The organism is Streptomyces smaragdinus (assembly GCF_009604385.1).
Lineage (GTDB): Bacteria > Actinomycetota > Actinomycetes > Streptomycetales > Streptomycetaceae > Streptomyces > Streptomyces smaragdinus.
This window is the reverse complement of sequence record NZ_WEGJ01000053.1, coordinates 1-17339: the sequence shown is the minus strand read 5'-3', so window position 1 is coordinate 17339 and position 17339 is coordinate 1. Positions and strand designations below refer to the sequence as shown.

The window sequence follows — 17339 nt, the reverse complement described above, 5'->3', positions numbered from 1 at the left end:
AGGAGCCGGTTCGAGATGGAAGCCAGCAGCACGCCGACCCCCGAGGACGGCCGGGCCGCACCGCCGGAGTGCTACCGGCACCCGGGTCGGGAGACCCATGTCCGCTGCACCCGTTGCGAGCGCTACATCTGCCCCGACTGCATGCGCGAGGCGGCGGTGGGCTTCCAGTGCCCGGAGTGCGTGAACGAGGGCAACAAGGGCGTGCGGCACGCGCGGACCGTGTTCGGGGCGACGATACGGCGCGACTTCACGCCGGTCGTCACGTACGCGCTGATCGGGCTGACCGTCCTGGGCTACGTGCTGGAGATCATCGGCGGTGACGATTTCGTCCGGCGCTTCTACGAGTGGGGCGGGGTGGTGGAGACCACCGGCGGGGGCACGTACACGTTCCCCGACACGGCCGTCTCCGGCGGCGAGTGGTACCGGCTGATCACGTACGCCTTCCTCCACCAGCAGCCGACCCACGGAGCCGGGGTGCTGCACATCCTGATGAACATGTACCTGGTGTGGCAGCTGGGGCCCGTGATCGAGGAGGGTCTGGGCCGGGTCCGGTATCTCGCCCTGTATCTGCTGTCGGCGTTCGGCGGCGGTGTGCTGGCCTACGTCATCAGCCCCGAGTCCGCCGTCGTGGGTGCCTCCGGGGCGGTGTTCGGTCTGATGGCCTGCTACTTCCTGATGACCCGCCGCAACGGCCGGCCGGACACCCCGATACTGATGGCCTGCCTGATCTGGCTGGTGATCTCGGCGAACTACACCTCGTGGGAGGGACATCTGGGCGGTCTCCTCGCCGGCGGCGCGGTCGCCTACGCCTATGCGTACGCCCCGCAGAAGCACCGCGCGGTGCTGCATGTCGCGGCCTGCGCCGGAGTGTTCGTGGTCCTCGCGGCGCTGACGGCGGTGAAGACCGCCGCCCTGACCTGACCGCACACCCCCGATACACCGAACGGGCGCCCCGCGGCAGACCTGCGGGGCGCCCGTTCGACGGTGGTACGTCAGCCCTTCACGGCTCCGGCGGCGAGGCCCGAGGCGAGGCGGCGCTGGATGATGATGAAGAAGATCAGCACCGGCAGCGTGACCAGCGTCGAGGCGGCCATGATCGGCCCCCACGCGGTGGTGTTCTGCCCGGCGAACTGGAAGATGCCCACCGCGGCGGTGTACTTCTCCCCGTCCTTCATGAACGTGTACGCGAAGACGAACTCGTTCCACGCGGTGATGAACGCGAACACGCTGGTCGCGACCAGTCCGGGGGCCACCAGCGGCAGCAGCACCCGCCAGAACATCTGACCCCAGCCGCAGCCGTCGACGTACGCGGCCTCCTCGACCTCCTTGGGGACGGTGGCGACGAAGCCGCGCAGCGTCCAGATGCCAAAGGGCAGCGACACACCGATGTAGACGATGGTCAGGCCCAGCAGGCTGTTGAGCAGCCCGTAGTCGCGCATCTGCAGGAAGAGCGGGATGACCAGCGCCTCCATGGGCACCATCTGGACGATGAGGACCATGACGAGCATCGAGGTGCGGAACCGGAACTTGAACCGGGCGACGGCGACCGCCGCCAGCAGCGCGAGCAGTCCGGAGACGAGGATCGTGCCCAGTCCGACCAGCAGCGAGTTCCACAGGTACTGGTCGAAGTTGCCTTCCTTGAACGCGTAGCTGAAGTGCTCGAACGTCAGCCCGCTGGGCAGCAGGTCCGCGCCGCGGCTGTTGGCGCGCGGGTCGAGGCCGGTGCTGACCATCCAGTAGACGGGGAAGAGGGTGAAGGCCAGCAGCGCGATGACCGCGACCGGCAGGCCGATCCTCGAGGCGCGTGTGGAGCGGTTCACAGGTCCTCCTCCCCCTGCTTGAACAGCGTGCGGATGTAGACGAGCGTGATGATCAGCAGGATCAGCGTGAGGATCACGGCCGAGGCGGCGCCGGTGCCGTAGTCGTCGGCGGCGAAGGCCTTGAGGTAGGAGTAGGTGCCGATGTTCAGCATCTCCTCCTGGCTGTCGGCGCCCGGCATCATGAAGATCTGGGTGAACACCTTGAAGTCCCAGATGGTGGAGAGGATGCCCACCACCATGAACACCGGCCGGATGGCCGGGACGGTGATCTTCCAGAAGCGCTGCCAGGCGTTGGCGCCGTCGATCATGCCGGCCTCGTACAGCTCCTTGGGGATCGTGACCAGGCCCGCCAGGACGGTGATGGCCACGAACGGGAAGCCGTGGTGGACGACGTTGAGGGTGGCGATGGCGTAGAACGGCAGGCGTTCGGTGAACCAGTTCGTCGTGGCGGGGTCGATGAGACCCAGGCTGCCGGCGAGCTTGGGCGCGATGCCGTCCTCGGGGGCGAAGATCCACACCCAGACCTGGGTGCCGGTGACGGCGGGCATGGCCCAGGCAGCCATGATCGCGGAGCCGCAGATCAGCCGCCAGACGGTGCCGAGGCGGTTGAGGAGGAGGGCCACCAGGGTGCCGAGGACGATGGTGAGGACGACGCAGGCCACGGCGAAGAACACCGTGTTGGCGACGACGTACTTCCAGAACTCGTCCTGGCTCAGCAGCGCCCGGTAGTTGTCGAAGCCGGTCCAGGTGCCGACGCCGCCGCCGAACTTGACCTCGTACGACTGCAGCGACAGCTTGCCGACCTGGATCAGCGGCCACAGGAGCAGTCCGGCGAGGACCACCAGGGAGGGGGCCAGCAGCGTCCAGGGGCGGGTGATCGCCACCCGCCGCTTCTTGCGCAGGGCCTTTTCTGACTCGGTACGGCCGGACCGCGCCGGCTCCTTCGAGGGAGCCGGCGCGGCGGGTGCCGTGAGCGTTTCTTCCACGGGGAATCTTTCCGTGCGGTTGCTCAGCGTGCGGTTGCTCGGGACCCGGGAGGGGTCACTCGGACTTGGCGAAGGCCGCGTCCATCTCCTCGGCGGCCTTGTCGGCGGCCTCCTGAACGCTCATGTCGCCCTTGAGGATCGACTGGACCATCTTGACGATGACCTTGGTGGCCTGGATCTCGCCGTAGGCGGGGCTCTTCGGCACCGTGGCGCCGCCCTCGATCATCTGCTTGGCGAAGGGCTCGACCAGCGGGTCCTTCTTGTCGGCCATGGCCTGGACGCCGGAGTTGGTGCCGGGGAAGTAGTTGGTCTGCTCGGCCCACTTGGTGGCGAACTCACCGGTGGTGGCCAGCTTCACGTACTCCCAGGCCAGCTCCTTGTTGTGGCCGTTGAACGTGGAGAGGTACGAGCCGCCCAGGAAGGACTTGGCGAGGCCGCCGTCCTTGCCGGGGATGGGGGCCGCGGCCAGCTTGCCCTCGAGCTCGGGGGCCTCGGCCATCAGGGCCTTGGGGGTCCAGTTGCCGCCGATGGTCATGGCGACCTTGCCCTTGGTGAACTCGGCGGCGACGTCCGTCTCCAGCCAGGTGGTGGCCTTGACCGGAGAGACCTTGTCCTTGAGCGCGAGGTCCGTGTAGAACTTCAGGCCCTCGACGGCCTCGGGCGAGTTGATGGCGGACTTCCACTTGCCGCCCTCCTCGACCGCGAGCTGGCCGCCGTTGCCCCAGACGAAGGGCGCGGTGAACATCTCGGCGCCGCCGGCGACCGGGAAGGCCGTCATGCCGGGCTCGGCCTTCTTCAGGGCGATCGCGGTGTCGCGGAGCTCCTTCCAGGTGGTCGGAGCCTTCAGGTGGTGCTTCTCGAAGATGTCCTTGCGGTACACGATCGAGCGGACACCGGCGTACCAGGGCATGCCGTACTGCTTGCCGTCCAGGGTGCCCGCGTCCTTCAGGCCCTCGACGAGGTCGCTGTCCAGACCGGCCTTCTTGACGTCACCGGTCACGTCGACCAGGGCGCCGGTCTTGGCGAACTGCGGAACCCAGGTGGTACCGACCTCGGCGACATCCGGAACCTGGTCCGCGCCGCCCTCGATCGCAGTCGTGAACTTCTTCTGGGCGGTCGCCCACTGCTGGTACTCGACCTTGACCTTGGCGCCGGTCTTCTTCTCGAAGGCGGCGTTCAGCTCCTTGAAGAAGGGCTTCGCGTCGGGGTTGGTCCCCTCCATGATCCAGACCTTGAGGGTCTTGCCCTTGCCGTCAAGGGCGTCGCCACCCTTGTCCTTGCCATCGTCGTCGCTGCCGCACGCTGCGAGTCCCATGGTCATGGCGACGGCAACCGCGCCTATGACGATCTTCCGCATGACCGCTCCCAATTGCACAATGTCTTACACCGTTGTCTAGACCACATGGACGGTATGAACTCGGTAAGGTCAAGGTCAAGGATCTTCGGACGGTGATGCCGAAACGTTGCATTTGCCATTTGTTCAACCAATGGCATCTACACAGGTATGCATGTGTGAGTTTGCTCAATCGGTAAACGGCCCGCAAGAGGACAACGGCCGGGCAGAACGTCCCGGGGCGCGAAAACGCGCCGCGGCGCCTGCATCCGGTCGGGGACAGCAGGCGCCGCGGTTGTGACGACCGCACGTCCTTGTGCGGCGATCGAGGACGGACCGGAGCGGCGGCTCCGGTCCGTCGGCCTCGGGTGGCGGCGGACCGCCGGGGGTGGTCAGACGGTCAGCGAGCGGTCCGTCGGCCGGATGGGTGCCGGGAGGGCGCTGGTGCCGGTGAGCAGCCGGTCCACGCCGCGGGCGGCCGAGCGGCCCTCCGCGATGGCCCAGACGATCAGCGACTGGCCGCGCCCGGCGTCGCCGGCCACGAACACCCCGGGGACGGTCGTCTGGAAGTCGGCGTCGCGGACGACGTTGCCGCGCCCGTCGAGCTCCAGGCCGAACTGCTCCACGAGGCCGTTGTCCCGGTCGATGCCGGTGAAGCCCATGGCCAGGGTGACGAGCTGCGCGGGGATCTTGGTCTCGCTGCCCGGCACCGGCTCGAACTTCCCGTGCCGGAACTCCACCTCGACCAGGTGCAGGAACTGTACGTTCCCGTCCTCGTCACCCTCGAAGTGGGTGGTGGACACGGAGTAGACCCGCTCGCCGCCCTCCTCGTGCGCGGAGGTGACCTTGTACGTCATCGGGAACGTCGGCCAGGGCTGGTGGTCCGGGCGCTCGTCCGACGGGCGGGGCATGATCTCCAGCTGGGTGACGGACGCGGCGCCCTGGCGGTGGGCGGTGCCCACGCAGTCGGCGCCGGTGTCGCCGCCGCCGATGACGACGACGTGCTTGCCCGCGGCGGTGATGGGCGGGGCGACGAAGTCACCCTCCTGCACCTTGTTGGCCAGCGGCAGGTACTCCATGGCCTGGTGGACGCCGTTCAGCTCCCGGCCCGGGACGGGCAGGTCGCGCGCGGTGGTGGCGCCGGCGGCGATCACCACGGCGTCGTACCGCTTGCGCAGCGCGGTCGCGGGCATGTCGCGGCCGATCTCGACGCCGGTGCGGAACTTGGTGCCCTCCGCGCGCATCTGCTCGATACGGCGGTTGATGTGCCGCTTCTCCATCTTGAACTCGGGGATGCCGTAGCGCAGCAGCCCGCCGATGCGGTCGGCCCGCTCGTACACCGCGACGGTGTGTCCGGCCCGGGTGAGCTGCTGGGCGGCGGCCAGGCCCGCGGGGCCGGAGCCGACCACGGCGACGGTCTTGCCGGAGAGGCGCTCCGGGGGCTGCGGGGTGACGTCGCCGGTCTCCCACGCCTTGTCGATGATGGTGACCTCGACGTTCTTGATGGTCACCGCCGGCTGGCTGATGCCCAGCACGCACGCGCTCTCGCACGGCGCGGGGCAGAGCCGGCCGGTGAACTCCGGGAAGTTGTTCGTGGCGTGCAGCCGCTCGGACGCGGCCTGCCAGTCCTCCCGGTAGGCGTAGTCGTTCCACTCGGGGATGAGGTTCCCCAGCGGGCAGCCGTTGTGGCAGAACGGGATGCCGCAGTCCATGCAGCGGCCGGCCTGCTTGCTGATGATCGGCAGCAGGGAGCCGGGTACGTAGACCTCGTTCCAGTCCCTGACGCGCTCGTCGACGGGGCGGGTCTCGGCGACCTCGCGCCCGGTGGTGAGGAAGCCCTTCGGGTCAGCCATTGATCGCCGCCTCCATCATCTTCTCGTGGGTCTGGGCCTCGGTGAGCCCGTCCCGCTCGGCGGCGTCCTTGGCGGCGAGCACGTTCTTGTACGTGGTGGGGAGGATCTTGCTGAAGCGTGCCACGGCCGTGTCCCAGTCCGCGAGCAGCGCGGCGGCGACGGTGGAGCCGGTCTCCTCCCGGTGGCGGCGCACGACGTCGTGCAGCCACCGGCGGTCGGTGTCGTCCAGCGTCTCGACGGCGGACGCGTTGCCGGGGTTGACGGCGTCGGGGTCGAGGTCGATCACGTACGCGGTGCCGCCCGACATCCCGGCCGCGAAGTTGCGGCCGGTGGGGCCGAGGACGACCGCGTTGCCGCCGGTCATGTACTCGCAGGCGTGGTCGCCCGTGCCCTCGGCGACGACGGTGGCGCCGGAGTTGCGGACGCAGAAGCGCTCGCCGGTGCGGCCGCGCAGGAAGATCTCGCCGCCGGTGGCGCCGTACGCGAGGGTGTTGCCCGCGATGACGCTGTACTCGGCGAGGTGGTCGGCGCCCCGGTCCGGGCGGACGATCACCCGGCCGCCGGAAAGGCCCTTGCCGACGTAGTCGTTGGCGTCGCCCTCCAGCCGCAGCGTGACGCCGCGGGGCAGGAAGGCGCCGAAGGACTGGCCGGCGGAGCCGGTGAAGGTGAAGTCGATCGTGTCCTCGGGCAGGCCCGCGCCGCCGAACTTCGACGTCACCTCGTGGCCGAGCATGGTGCCGACGGTCCGGTTGATGTTGCGGATCGTCACCTGGGCGCGGACCGGCTCGGCGGCCTCGGCCGAGACGGCGGACAGTGCGTCGGCGGCGAGCTTGATCAGCTCGTTGTCCAGCGCCTTCTCCAGCCCGTGGTCCTGGACGGTGCTCTGGTGGCGTACGGCGCCCTCGGGCAGCGCGGGCACGTGCAGCAGCGGGGCCAGGTCGAAGCCCTGCGCCTTCCAGTGGTCCACGGCGCGCGAGACGTCGAGGACCTCGGCGTGGCCGACGGCCTCCTCGAGGGAGCGGAAGCCGAGCTCGGCGAGGAGCTCGCGGACCTCCTGGGCGATGAACTCGAAGAAGTTCACCACGTACTCCGCCTTGCCGGAGAAGCGCTCGCGCAGCACCGGGTTCTGGGTGGCGATGCCGACCGGGCAGGTGTCGAGGTGGCAGACCCGCATCATCACGCAGCCGGAGACGACCAGCGGCGCGGTGGCGAAGCCGTACTCCTCGGCGCCGAGGAGCGCGGCGATGACCACGTCGCGGCCGGTCTTCAGCTGACCGTCGGTCTGCACGACGATCCGGTCGCGCAGACCGTTGAGCAGCAGCGTCTGCTGGGTCTCGGCCAGGCCGAGCTCCCAGGGGCCGCCCGCGTGCTTGAGCGAGGTCAGCGGGGAGGCGCCGGTGCCGCCGTCGTGGCCGGAGATCAGCACGACGTCCGCGTGGGCCTTGGACACGCCCGCGGCGACCGTGCCGACGCCGACTTCGGAGACCAGCTTCACGTGGATGCGGGCCTTCGGGTTGGCGTTCTTCAGGTCGTGGATCAGCTGGGCAAGATCCTCGATGGAGTAGATGTCGTGGTGCGGCGGCGGGGAGATGAGCCCCACGCCCGGCGTCGAGTGCCGGGTCTTCGCCACCCACGGGTAGACCTTCGGGCCGGGCAGCTGGCCGCCCTCGCCGGGCTTGGCGCCCTGGGCCATCTTGATCTGGATGTCGTCGGCGTTGACCAGGTACTCCGAGGTCACGCCGAAGCGGCCGGACGCCACCTGCTTGATCGCCGAGCGGCGGGCCGGGTCGTAGAGCCGGTCCGGGTCCTCGCCGCCCTCGCCGGTGTTGGACTTGCCGCCCAGCCGGTTCATGGCGATGGCGAGGGTCTCGTGCGCCTCGCGGGAGATGGAGCCGTACGACATGGCGCCGGTGGAGAACCGCTTCACGATCTCGGAGACCGGCTCGACCTCCTCCACCGGGACGGGCGTACGGCCCGAGGTCAGGCCGAAGAGGCCGCGCAGCGTCATCAGGCGCTCGGACTGCTCGTCGACGCGCTGGGTGTACTGCTTGAAGATGTCGTAGCGGCGGCTGCGGGCGGAGTGCTGGAGGCGGAAGACCGTCTCCGGGTCGAACAGGTGCGGCTCGCCCTCGCGGCGCCACTGGTACTCGCCGCCGATCTCCAGGTCGCGGTGCGCCGGGGCGATGCCGGAGGCCGGGTAGGCCTTGGCGTGCCGGGCGGCGACCTCCTGGGCGACGACGTCCAGGCCGATGCCGGAGATCTTGGTGGCGGTGCCGTGGAAGTACGTGTCGACGAAGTCGTCGTTCAGGCCGACGGCCTCGAAGACCTGAGCGCCGCGGTAGGAGGCGACGGTGGAGATGCCCATCTTGGACATCACCTTCAGGACGCCCTTGCCGAGGGCGTGGATGAGGTTGCGGATGGCCTGCTCGGCGCTGAGGTCCGGCTGGTCGCGGAAGAAGGTGCCGGCGGTGACCAGGTCCTCGACCGACTCCATCGCCAGATACGGGTTGACGGCCGCGGCGCCGTAGCCGATGAGCAGCGCGACGTGGTGCACCTCGCGGACGTCGCCGGCCTCGATGAGCAGGCCGACCTGGGTGCGCTGCTTGGTGCGGATGAGGTGGTGGTGGACGGCCGAGGTGAGCAGCAGCGACGGGATCGGCGCATGCTCGGCGTCGGAGTGCCGGTCGGAGAGCACGATCAGCCGGGCGCCGGCCTCGATGGCGGCGTCGGCCTCGGCGCAGATCTCCGCGAGGCGGGCGGCCAGGGACTCGCCGCCGCCGCTGACCCGGTACAGACCGGACAGGGTGGCGGACTGGAAGCCCGGCAGGTCGCCGTCGGCGTTGATGTGGATGAGCTTGGCCAGCTCGTCGTTGTCGATCACCGGGAACGGCAGGGTGACGCTGCGACAGGACGCCGGGCCCGGGTCCAGCAGATTGCTGGCGGGGCCGAGGGAGGAGATCAGGCTGGTCACCAGCTCCTCGCGGATGGCGTCCAGCGGCGGGTTGGTGACCTGCGCGAACAGCTGGGTGAAGTAGTCGAACAGCAGCCGCGGGCGCTCGGAGAGCGCGGCGATCGGCGAGTCCGTGCCCATCGAGCCGATCGGCTCGGCGGCGTTCTTCGCCATCGGCGTGAGCAGGACGCGCAGCTCCTCCTCCGTGTAGCCGAACGTCTGCTGGCGGCGGGTGACGGAGGCGTGCGTGTGCACGATGTGCTCGCGCTCCGGGAGGTCCCCGAGCTCGATCAGCCCGGCCTCGAGCCACTCCTGGTACGGCTGCTCGGCGGCCAGCGTGGCCTTGATCTCGTCGTCCTCGATGATGCGGTGCTGCGCGGTGTCGACGAGGAACATCCGGCCGGGCTGCAGCCGGCCCTTGCGGACGACCTTCGCCGGGTCGATGTCCAGCACGCCGACCTCGGAGGCCAGGACGACCAGACCGTCGTCGGTGACCCAGTAGCGGCCGGGGCGCAGACCGTTGCGGTCCAGGACCGCGCCGACGACCGTGCCGTCGGTGAAGGAGACGCCCGCGGGGCCGTCCCAGGGCTCCATCAGGGTGGAGTGGTACTGGTAGAAGGCGCGGCGCGACGGATCCATGGAGGGGTGGTTCTCCCACGCCTCCGGGATCATCATCAGCATCGCGTGCGGCAGCGACCGGCCGCCCAGGTGCAGCAGCTCCAGCACCTCGTCGAACGAGGCGGTGTCGGAGGCGTCGGGGGTGCAGATCGGGAAGACGCGGTCCAGCTCGCCTTCCCCGAACATGTCCCCCACCAGCTGGGACTCGCGGGCGCGCATCCAGTTGCGGTTGCCCATGACCGTGTTGATCTCGCCGTTGTGGGCGACGAAGCGGTACGGGTGCGCCAGCGGCCAGCTCGGGAAGGTGTTGGTGGAGAACCGGGAGTGCACGACCGCGATGGCGGTGGCGAAGCGGCGGTCCGACAGGTCGGGGAAGAAGGGCTCCAGCTGGCCGGTGGTCAGCATGCCCTTGTAGACCAGGGTCCGCGCGGAGAGGGAGGGGAAGTACACCTCGACCTCACGCTCGGCGCGCTTGCGCAGCACGAACGCCTTGCGGTCCAGCTCGATGCCGGTGGACCCGGCCGGGTCGGAGACGAACAGCTGGCGGAAGGCCGGCATCGTCTCGCGGGCGCCGGCGCCCAGCAGCTGCGGGGCGACGGGCACCTCGCGCCAGCCGAGGACGGTCAGCTTCTCCTCGGCGGCGATGGTCTCGATCCGCGTCACGGCGCTCGCGGCGGCCTCGGCGTCGGCGGGCAGGAAGGCGGTGCCGACGGCGTACGAGCCGGCCCGGGGGAGCTCGAATCCGGCCGCCTCGCGCAGGAAGGCGTCCGGGATCTGCAGCAGGATGCCGGCGCCGTCACCCACGTCGGGGTCGGAGCCGGTGGCGCCGCGGTGCTCGAGGTTGCGCAGCACGGTGAGGGCCTGCTCGACGAGCTCGTGGCTCGCCTCACCGGTCAGGGTGGCCACGAAGCCGACACCGCAGGCGTCGTGCTCATGTCGGGGGTCGTACAGCCCCTGCTTGGCAGGGTGGGCCGCCATGAATGCTGAGCGCATCGGCTCTCCCGTCGTCGTCGTGGCATTGGTGCGTGCCGAGGGACGACGTTGGCCCTCTGCGGAGTCTCAGAAATTTTGTGCAGGTTACATGATGGCCGGTATCCCGAAAAACGGAATCTTGAGTCCAGGATGCGGACATCGGAGGGGATGGGAGGAGCTGGGGTCTGGTGCCGTTCGCACAGCGCACAGCGAGGGCGACATTGCCCGAGGCGCTTCCGACACATGCCCCAGCGAAACATCCCTGAAACCGGTAACCCAGTAACGCCCCGGAGAAGGGTCCCGCGCAAGGGGCCGCGCGGAGATCTTTGTCACGGAGCGTCGCCGACGGGTGACGTACATCACCCGGGACGTCACCCCACCGCCGCGCCGAAGAGCGAGCCGAGGCCGAAGGTGACCGCCGCCGCCGCGCCGCCGAGCAGCAGCTGGCGTACGCCGCCGAACCACCAGCTGCGCGAAGTGATCTTGGACACGACGGCCCCGCAGGCGAAGAGTCCGACGAGCGCGACGATCACCGCCGGCCACAGGGAGTGAGCGCCGAGGAGGTAAGGGAGCACCGGCAGGATGGCGCCGACGGCGAAGGATCCGAACGAGGACCAGGCGGCCACGGTGGGCGACGGGAGGTCCGACGGGTCGACGCCGAGCTCCTCGCGGGCGTGTATCTCGAGGGCCTGCTCCGGATCGCGCATGAGCTGCTCGGCGACCTCGGCGGCGAGCCCGGGATCGACGCCGCGGGCGATGTAGAGGTCGACCAGCTCCTTCAGCTCCTCCTTCGGGTTGCGCTTGAGCTCCAGCCGCTCGATGTCCAGCTCGGCCAGGACGAGTTCCCGCTGGGAGGCGACGGACGTGTACTCGCCGGCCGCCATGGAGAAGGCGCCGGCGGCCAGTCCCGCGAGGCCCGTCAGCACGATCGTCTGCGACGACACGGAGCCGCCGGCCACACCGGTGATCAGGGCGAGGTTGGACACCAGACCGTCCATGGCGCCGAACACGGCGGGCCGCAGCCAGCCGCCGTTGACGTCGCGGTGAGTGTGACCGTGCGATTCCGCTCGGTCCTGGGCGGTGGACATCTGGCTCCTCGTGGTCGCGGCTCGACCCGAAGGTACGCGCGAATTTCAACGATCTACAAGCAAGGCAGGCCGAACTTACCGGGCCGGCGGGATGACACGGACCGACCCGGCCGGGCGACGCGTACGAAAACATGCTGTATAGCGACGAAACCAGACATCCGTACCACAGTATTGACCCGATACGTCACTCCAGGTACGGAATCGAGGGCGATCGTACGATGACCGACAGCCCCTCCCCCGCCCCGCCGGACGCCCGCTCCCGGGCCCGCGGCGCGCTGCTCGGCCTCGCCGTGGGAGACGCCCTCGGGGCGCCCGCGGAGAATCTGAAACCGTCGCAGATCCGGGAGCGGTGGGGCCGCATCGAGGGGTTCGTGGCGAGCGAGCCGGCCGGGACGGACGACACGGAGTACGCCGTCTTCTCCGGACTGCTCCTCGCCGAACACGGCTCCGGCCTCACCGTCGAGCACGTCGAGGCGGCGTGGCACCAGTGGATCGCCGACCGCGACGAGGGCCCCTTCCACGGCGCCGGCTTCAGCGAACGCGGCACGCTGGAGAACCTCCGCCGCGGCCTCGCCGCCCCCACCACCGCCCAGCACCGCCACGCGTGGAGCGACGGCCTCGCGATGCGCGCCGCCCCCTTCGGCGTGTACGCGGCAGGCCGCCCCGCCCAGGCCGCCCGCCTGGTGGCCGTGGACGGCACCGTCAGCCACGACGGCGAGGGGCTGTACGGCGGGCAGGCCGTCGCCGCCGGGGTGGCCGCGGCGATGGCGGCGGAGGGGCCGGACGCCGTCGTGCAGGCCGCGCTGTCGGTGATCCCCGACGACTGCTGGACGGCGCGCTCCCTGCACCGCGCGGTGTCCGCCGCCCGCCGTGCCGCCGGCCCGCCCCTGGCCGTGGAGCGGGCGATCCGGCACACGGTGGTGATCGGCGGCTACCCGTGGACGGACCTGGCGCCGGAGGCGGTGGGGCTGGCGTTCGGGGCGTTCACCGCGGCGCGCGGCGAGTTCGCGCCGGCGGTGCTGACGGCGGTGAACATGGGGCGCGACGCCGATACGACGGCGGCCGTGGCCGGCGCGCTCGCGGGGGCGTTACGCGGGGTGGAGGGCATCCCCGAGGCGTGGGCGCGGGCCATCGGGCCCGTACGGGGGTCGTGTCTGCCGTCGATGGCGGGGCGGCACGTCGTCCAGGTCGCGGATCTGCTGGTCGCCGGGGAGCCGCCGGGCGCGGGCACACGGGCGGTCGCGGGCGGACGGCGGACGGCACCGTGACCGTCGTCGCCGCCGCGCTCGGCGGGCCCGCGTCCTCGCCGGAGGACCCGCGGCGGATCGAGGGGATGCTGCTGGGGATCGCGGCGGGGGACGCCGCCGGCTGGCCCGCCGGACGGCACCGGGCCGCGCGGCTGCCGGGGTGGACGCGGCGCCTCACCCGGGAGCTGGACACCTTCGCCGAGATCAGCGGGACGACCACGCTGCCCGTACCGGTCGCCCTGAACCAGCCGCCCGAGCCGCTGCGCCTGGGTCCGTCCGACGACGCCGAATGGGCCGCGTTCACCGCGCTGTCGGTGCTCTCGGCCGCCTCCGCCCGGCACAGCGACGTGCCCCCGCACCGCCGGGTGCGCGCCGCGCTCGCCCTGTCGTGGAACGCCCTCGCCGACGAGGTCGCCGCGGCGGCGGCCCGCGCGGAGGAGATCGAGTCGGCGGCCATGCCGCTGCGCGCGCGGATCTCCGTACGGGCGGGCCTGGGCAACCTCGCCGCCGGGTTGCATCCGCCGGCCACCGGCCACGACAACCCGCACTACTTCGACGACGCCGCGTGCGTCCGGGCCGCCGTGCTCGCCGTCGTCCACCCCGGCGACCCGGCCGCCGCCGCGGACCTCGCCGAGTTCGACGCCCGCTACACCCAGGACGGCGACGGCGTGCACGGGGCACGCGCCATGGCGGCGGCCGTCGCGGCGGCGCTGGGCGGCGGGCCGGTCGAGGACTGTACGGCGGCGGCCCTCGCCCAGCTGCCGGAGGGCACGGAGATCCGCCGTAACGCCGTACGGGCGCTGGACCTCGCGCGGACGGGGCGGGCGGGCGGCGCGTTCGCGCTCGTACCGCTGCTGGAGCACGAGATCGTCGACCACGTCTACAGCTACGGCATCGCCGCCGCCGAGACCGTCCCCGTCGCCCTGGCCCTGGCCGCCGCGGCCGGCGGCGCCGTCACCCAGGCCGTCCCCGCCGCCGCGTGCCTGTCCCGCGTCGCCGACTCCGCCCCCGCCCTGGCCGGCGCCCTGACCGGCGCGCTCGGCGGCGCCGCCGCCCTCCCCACGACGTGGCACGACGCCTGCCGGCTGCTCGCCGGGTGCGCGCTGCCCTGGCTCGCCGGTACGGACCTCGTCACGCTGGCGGAGGAGCTCGCCCTGCATCCGCTCACCGATCCCGAAGGAGTCCCCGTATGACCGTGCACACCCTGGAGGACCGCGTCACCGGCGCCCTGGTCGGCGCGGCCGTCGGCGACGCGCTCGGCGGCCCCGTCGAGGGCTGGACACCCGAGGCGATCGAACAGCGGTACGGGGGACGGGTCTCGGGCATCGTCGGCCCGTTCCACGGCGCCGAATGGCGTACGGCGCGGCCGATCGCCCCGTACCACAAGGGCGACGGGCACGTCACCGACGACACCCTGATGACGCACGCGCTGATCCGGGTCTACGAGCGGGTACGGGACCACCTCGACGCGTACGCGATCGCCGACCACCTCGTCCCGGACCTGATCGGCACCCCGCGCTGGATCCCCGAGCTGGAGGCCGTAGCCCTCCCCCTGCAGCGGGTGTTCCTGGCCGAGAAGTGGCTGGCGGCCCGCCTCCACTACGGCCACGTCGACCCGCGCGAGGCGGGCGCGGGCAACATCGTCAACTGCGGCGCGGCGATGTACATGGCGCCGGTCGGCGTGGTCAACGCGGGCAATCCGGCGGGGGCGTACGCGGAGGCGCTGGATGTGGCGGGCGCGCACCAGTCGTCGTACGGCAGGGAGGCGGCGGGGGTGTTCGCGGCGTGTGTGGCGGCGGCGTTCGTCCCAGGGGCGACTCCGTCGTCGGTGATCTCGACGGCGCTGGCCCTGGCGAAGGACGGCACGCGCTCGGCGATCGCGGCGGTGTGCGAGACGGCTTCGCGCTTCGGGTCCTGGGAAGAGGCGCTGACCCCGCTGCGGGAGGCGGTCACCCCGTACGACACGGTGGGCCCGGACTACCGCGCCCCGTCGCTGGGCGCCCGCCGCCCGTCGCGGCTGCACGCGATCGAGGAGCTGCCGATCGCGCTGGGGATGCTGCTGATCGCGGACGGCGACTACCGGGACACGGTCCTCGGGGCGGTCAACTACGGCCGGGACTGCGACTCGACCGCGACGATGGGCGGCGCGCTGGCGGGAGCCCTGTCCGGGGGCATCCCGGAGCCCTGGTCCACGGAGGTCTCCCGGGCCTCCCGCCTGGACCTCCACGCCCCGGCGGCCTCGCTGGCGGCGATCACGCGCGAGATCCACGCGAAGGACGTCGACCGCCGCCGCACCCACGAATCGGCCTTCGCCACCCTGGCGGCGACATGACCCTCCGCCTCACCTGGACCCAGCCGGAGGACCTCCTGGGCCACGAACTCCGCCAGGCCCAGGAGGACGGCCGCACCCCCACAGCCCTGGCACACCGCTGGCTGACATCAGGCGGCCACCCACCCCCCACCCGAGCCGGCGCATCACCCACCCCGGCACCCCCGCATCTGCGGGCTCTGGCTCAGGAACTCCTGACGGAATTGGCATCGGTACGTTCCCCGCTGGCGGACGCGGAGCCGACGGAACTCGGTGCCATCGAGATCCTGACCTCAGGACAGGGCCTGACGCAGAAGCCGGAGGACGAGAAGTCCGGCAGCCCGGATCCGGAAACGCCCCAATTCCAGCCCGGCCGCGGCTCCGACCACGCTTCCGACCGCACCGCACAGCCGAACCCAGCCCCATTCCAGCCCGGCCGGCGTTTGAGGCCGAGGCGCGAAGCGCCGACAAAGCCCGGCCGGCGTTTGAGGCCAGAGGCGCGAAGCGCCGATCCGGGGTCCGGGGGCGAAGCCCCCGGCAGCGCAACGCACCCAGCGAGAAGGGGGCTCGGGGCATCCCCCGAAGATTCGGGTAGGGGCGGGGTGGGGGAAGAAGAAAAACAACTCCACGCCGCCTGGCTCGGCCGAGCCGCAGGCTGCCTCCTCGGCAAACCGGTGGAGAAACTCCCCCTCGAGGGCATCCGAGCCATCGGAAAAGCAACCGACAACTGGCCCCTGAAAACCTGGTTCACCGCAAAAGGCCTCCCCCAGGAAATCAAGGCGGCCCACCCCTGGAACCGCCGCAGCCGCACAACCTCCCTGGCCGAAAACATCAACGGCATGCCGGAGGACGACGACCTGAACTACCCCCTGCTCAACCTCCTCCTCCTGGAACGAAGAGGAAAATCCTTCACCACGACAGACGTAGCAAAACTCTGGCTGGACGAACTCCCCGCAGGCCGAACCTTCACCGCGGAAAGAATCGCCTACCGAAACCTCCTCAAAGGCCTGGAACCCCCGCACACAGCCACCCACCACAACCCCTTCCGCGAATGGATCGGCGCCACGATCCGAGCCGACATCCACGGCTGGACCAACCCGGGCAACCCCAAGGAGGCAGCCGCCCAAGCCCACAGGGACGCAACCCTCACCCACACGGCCAACGGCGTCTACGGCGCAATGTTCACCGCGGCAATAATCGCCGCGGCAGCAGAACACCCGACCATCCACCAGGCAATTGAAGCCGGCCTGGCCACCATCCCCCCGAACTCCCGCCTGGCCCAGGCGATCCAGGCGGCCCGCGAAACAGCCCGCACCACCCCGGACTGGGACGACGCGGTGGACAAACTCCACGCCAGATACAACGCCCACCACTGGGTCCACGTCATCCCCAACACGGCCCTGACCACAGCCGCCCTCACCCACGCCGACGGCGACTTCGCGGACTCCATCACAAAAACCGTCAGCGGCGGCTGGGACACCGACTCCAACGGCGCCACCGCAGGCTCGGTCACCGCCCTCCTCGCAGGTTCACCCGAGGCGCTCCCACCCCACTGGACGAAACCCCTGAAGAATCGACTGGCGACATCGATCGCCGGCCTCGACGGCATCGGCTTCGACGAACTGGCCCGCAGAACCCGGGAGGTACGCACCAGGTGAACACCCCCATCGCCGTACTCGGCTCGGCGAACATGGACCTCGTCGCCTTCACCGCGAAGGCCCCCGCGCGGGGCGAGACCGTAACGGGCCGCGAATTCCGCACGATCCCCGGCGGCAAGGGCGCCAACCAGGCGATCGCCGCGGCCCGCGCCGGCGCCCGGGTCACCATGATCGGCGCGGTGGGAGACGACACGTTCGGCAAGGACCTCCGCCGCACCCTGACTGCGTCAGGCGTCGACACCACGGGCCTGCGCACCACCGACGGCCCCACCGGCACCGCCCACATCACGGTCGACGACGAGGGCGGCAACGCGATCATCGTGATCCCCGGCGCCAACGCCACCCTGACCGCCCTGGCCCCCGGCGACGAGTCCCGTATCGCGGCCGCCCGTGCCCTGCTCCTCCAGCTCGAGATCCCCCTCACCGGCGTCACGGCCGCCGCCCGAGCCGCGAAACGACACGGCGTCCGCACCATCCTCACCCCCGCCCCCGCCCAGCCCCTCCGG

Annotated in this window: 12 protein-coding genes; 6 read left to right on the top strand and 6 right to left on the bottom strand. The window is 71.0% G+C overall.

Annotated features, from left to right (window positions below):
• Window positions 1-15 precede the first annotated feature (15 nt).
• Window positions 16-921, top strand: a complete 906-nt coding sequence (locus SRB5_RS32875) for a rhomboid family intramembrane serine protease (RefSeq protein ID WP_153457145.1) — start codon at window positions 16-18, stop codon at window positions 919-921.
• A 71-nt stretch (window positions 922-992) separates the two neighbouring features.
• Here SRB5_RS32875 and SRB5_RS32870 read toward each other — a convergent pair whose 3' ends face one another.
• The 6 genes from SRB5_RS32870 to SRB5_RS32845 form a co-directional block, all read right to left on the bottom strand.
• Window positions 993-1820: a carbohydrate ABC transporter permease gene (locus SRB5_RS32870; RefSeq protein WP_323378879.1), complete on the bottom strand. Its 828-nt coding sequence runs from the start codon at window positions 1818-1820 to the stop codon at window positions 993-995.
• Window positions 1817-2806: a carbohydrate ABC transporter permease gene (locus tag SRB5_RS32865; protein WP_323378878.1), complete on the bottom strand. Its 990-nt coding sequence runs from the start codon at window positions 2804-2806 to the stop codon at window positions 1817-1819. Before SRB5_RS32865 ends, SRB5_RS32870 begins: the two co-directional genes overlap by 4 nt.
• A gap of 55 nt (window positions 2807-2861) precedes the next feature.
• The gene (locus tag SRB5_RS32860) at window positions 2862-4163 is read right to left on the bottom strand and encodes a sugar ABC transporter substrate-binding protein (RefSeq protein ID WP_153457143.1); all 1302 of its coding nucleotides are present in this window, start codon (window positions 4161-4163) and stop codon (window positions 2862-2864) included.
• A gap of 368 nt (window positions 4164-4531) precedes the next feature.
• Entirely contained in the window at window positions 4532-5992 is a 1461-nt protein-coding gene (locus SRB5_RS32855) for a glutamate synthase subunit beta (protein WP_153457142.1), read from the bottom strand.
• Window positions 5985-10553, bottom strand: coding sequence for a glutamate synthase large subunit (gene gltB, locus SRB5_RS32850; RefSeq protein ID WP_228390634.1), 4569 nt, complete (start codon window positions 10551-10553; stop codon window positions 5985-5987). Before gltB ends, SRB5_RS32855 begins: the two co-directional genes overlap by 8 nt.
• A gap of 350 nt (window positions 10554-10903) precedes the next feature.
• Window positions 10904-11620: a VIT1/CCC1 transporter family protein gene (locus SRB5_RS32845; protein ID WP_153457141.1), complete on the bottom strand. Its 717-nt coding sequence runs from the start codon at window positions 11618-11620 to the stop codon at window positions 10904-10906.
• Window positions 11621-11838: 218 nt separating this feature from the next.
• On the opposite strand from SRB5_RS32845, the gene SRB5_RS32840 reads away from it, so the two are divergent.
• From SRB5_RS32840 to SRB5_RS32820, 5 genes are all read left to right on the top strand, one after another.
• Complete coding sequence (locus SRB5_RS32840; RefSeq protein WP_194293107.1) at window positions 11839-12888, top strand: ADP-ribosylglycohydrolase family protein; 1050 nt, start codon at window positions 11839-11841, stop codon at window positions 12886-12888.
• Window positions 12889-12953: 65 nt separating this feature from the next.
• Window positions 12954-14060 carry an ADP-ribosylglycohydrolase family protein gene (locus SRB5_RS32835; RefSeq protein WP_153457158.1) on the top strand — a complete coding sequence of 369 codons (1107 nt, stop codon included), beginning with the start codon at window positions 12954-12956 and terminating at the stop codon, window positions 14058-14060.
• On the top strand, window positions 14057-15199 hold the full coding sequence (locus tag SRB5_RS32830) for an ADP-ribosylglycohydrolase family protein (protein ID WP_153457139.1): 1143 nt from the start codon (window positions 14057-14059) through the stop codon (window positions 15197-15199). Before SRB5_RS32835 ends, SRB5_RS32830 begins: the two co-directional genes overlap by 4 nt.
• A complete protein-coding gene (locus SRB5_RS32825) occupies window positions 15196-16833 on the top strand; it encodes an ADP-ribosylglycohydrolase family protein (RefSeq protein ID WP_153457138.1) in 1638 nt (545 codons plus the stop codon). The genes SRB5_RS32830 and SRB5_RS32825 overlap by 4 nt, the downstream gene beginning before the upstream one ends.
• On the top strand, window positions 16830-17339 hold a 510-nt coding region (locus SRB5_RS32820), incomplete at its 3' end, for a PfkB family carbohydrate kinase (RefSeq protein ID WP_323378875.1). The genes SRB5_RS32825 and SRB5_RS32820, both read left to right, overlap by 4 nt.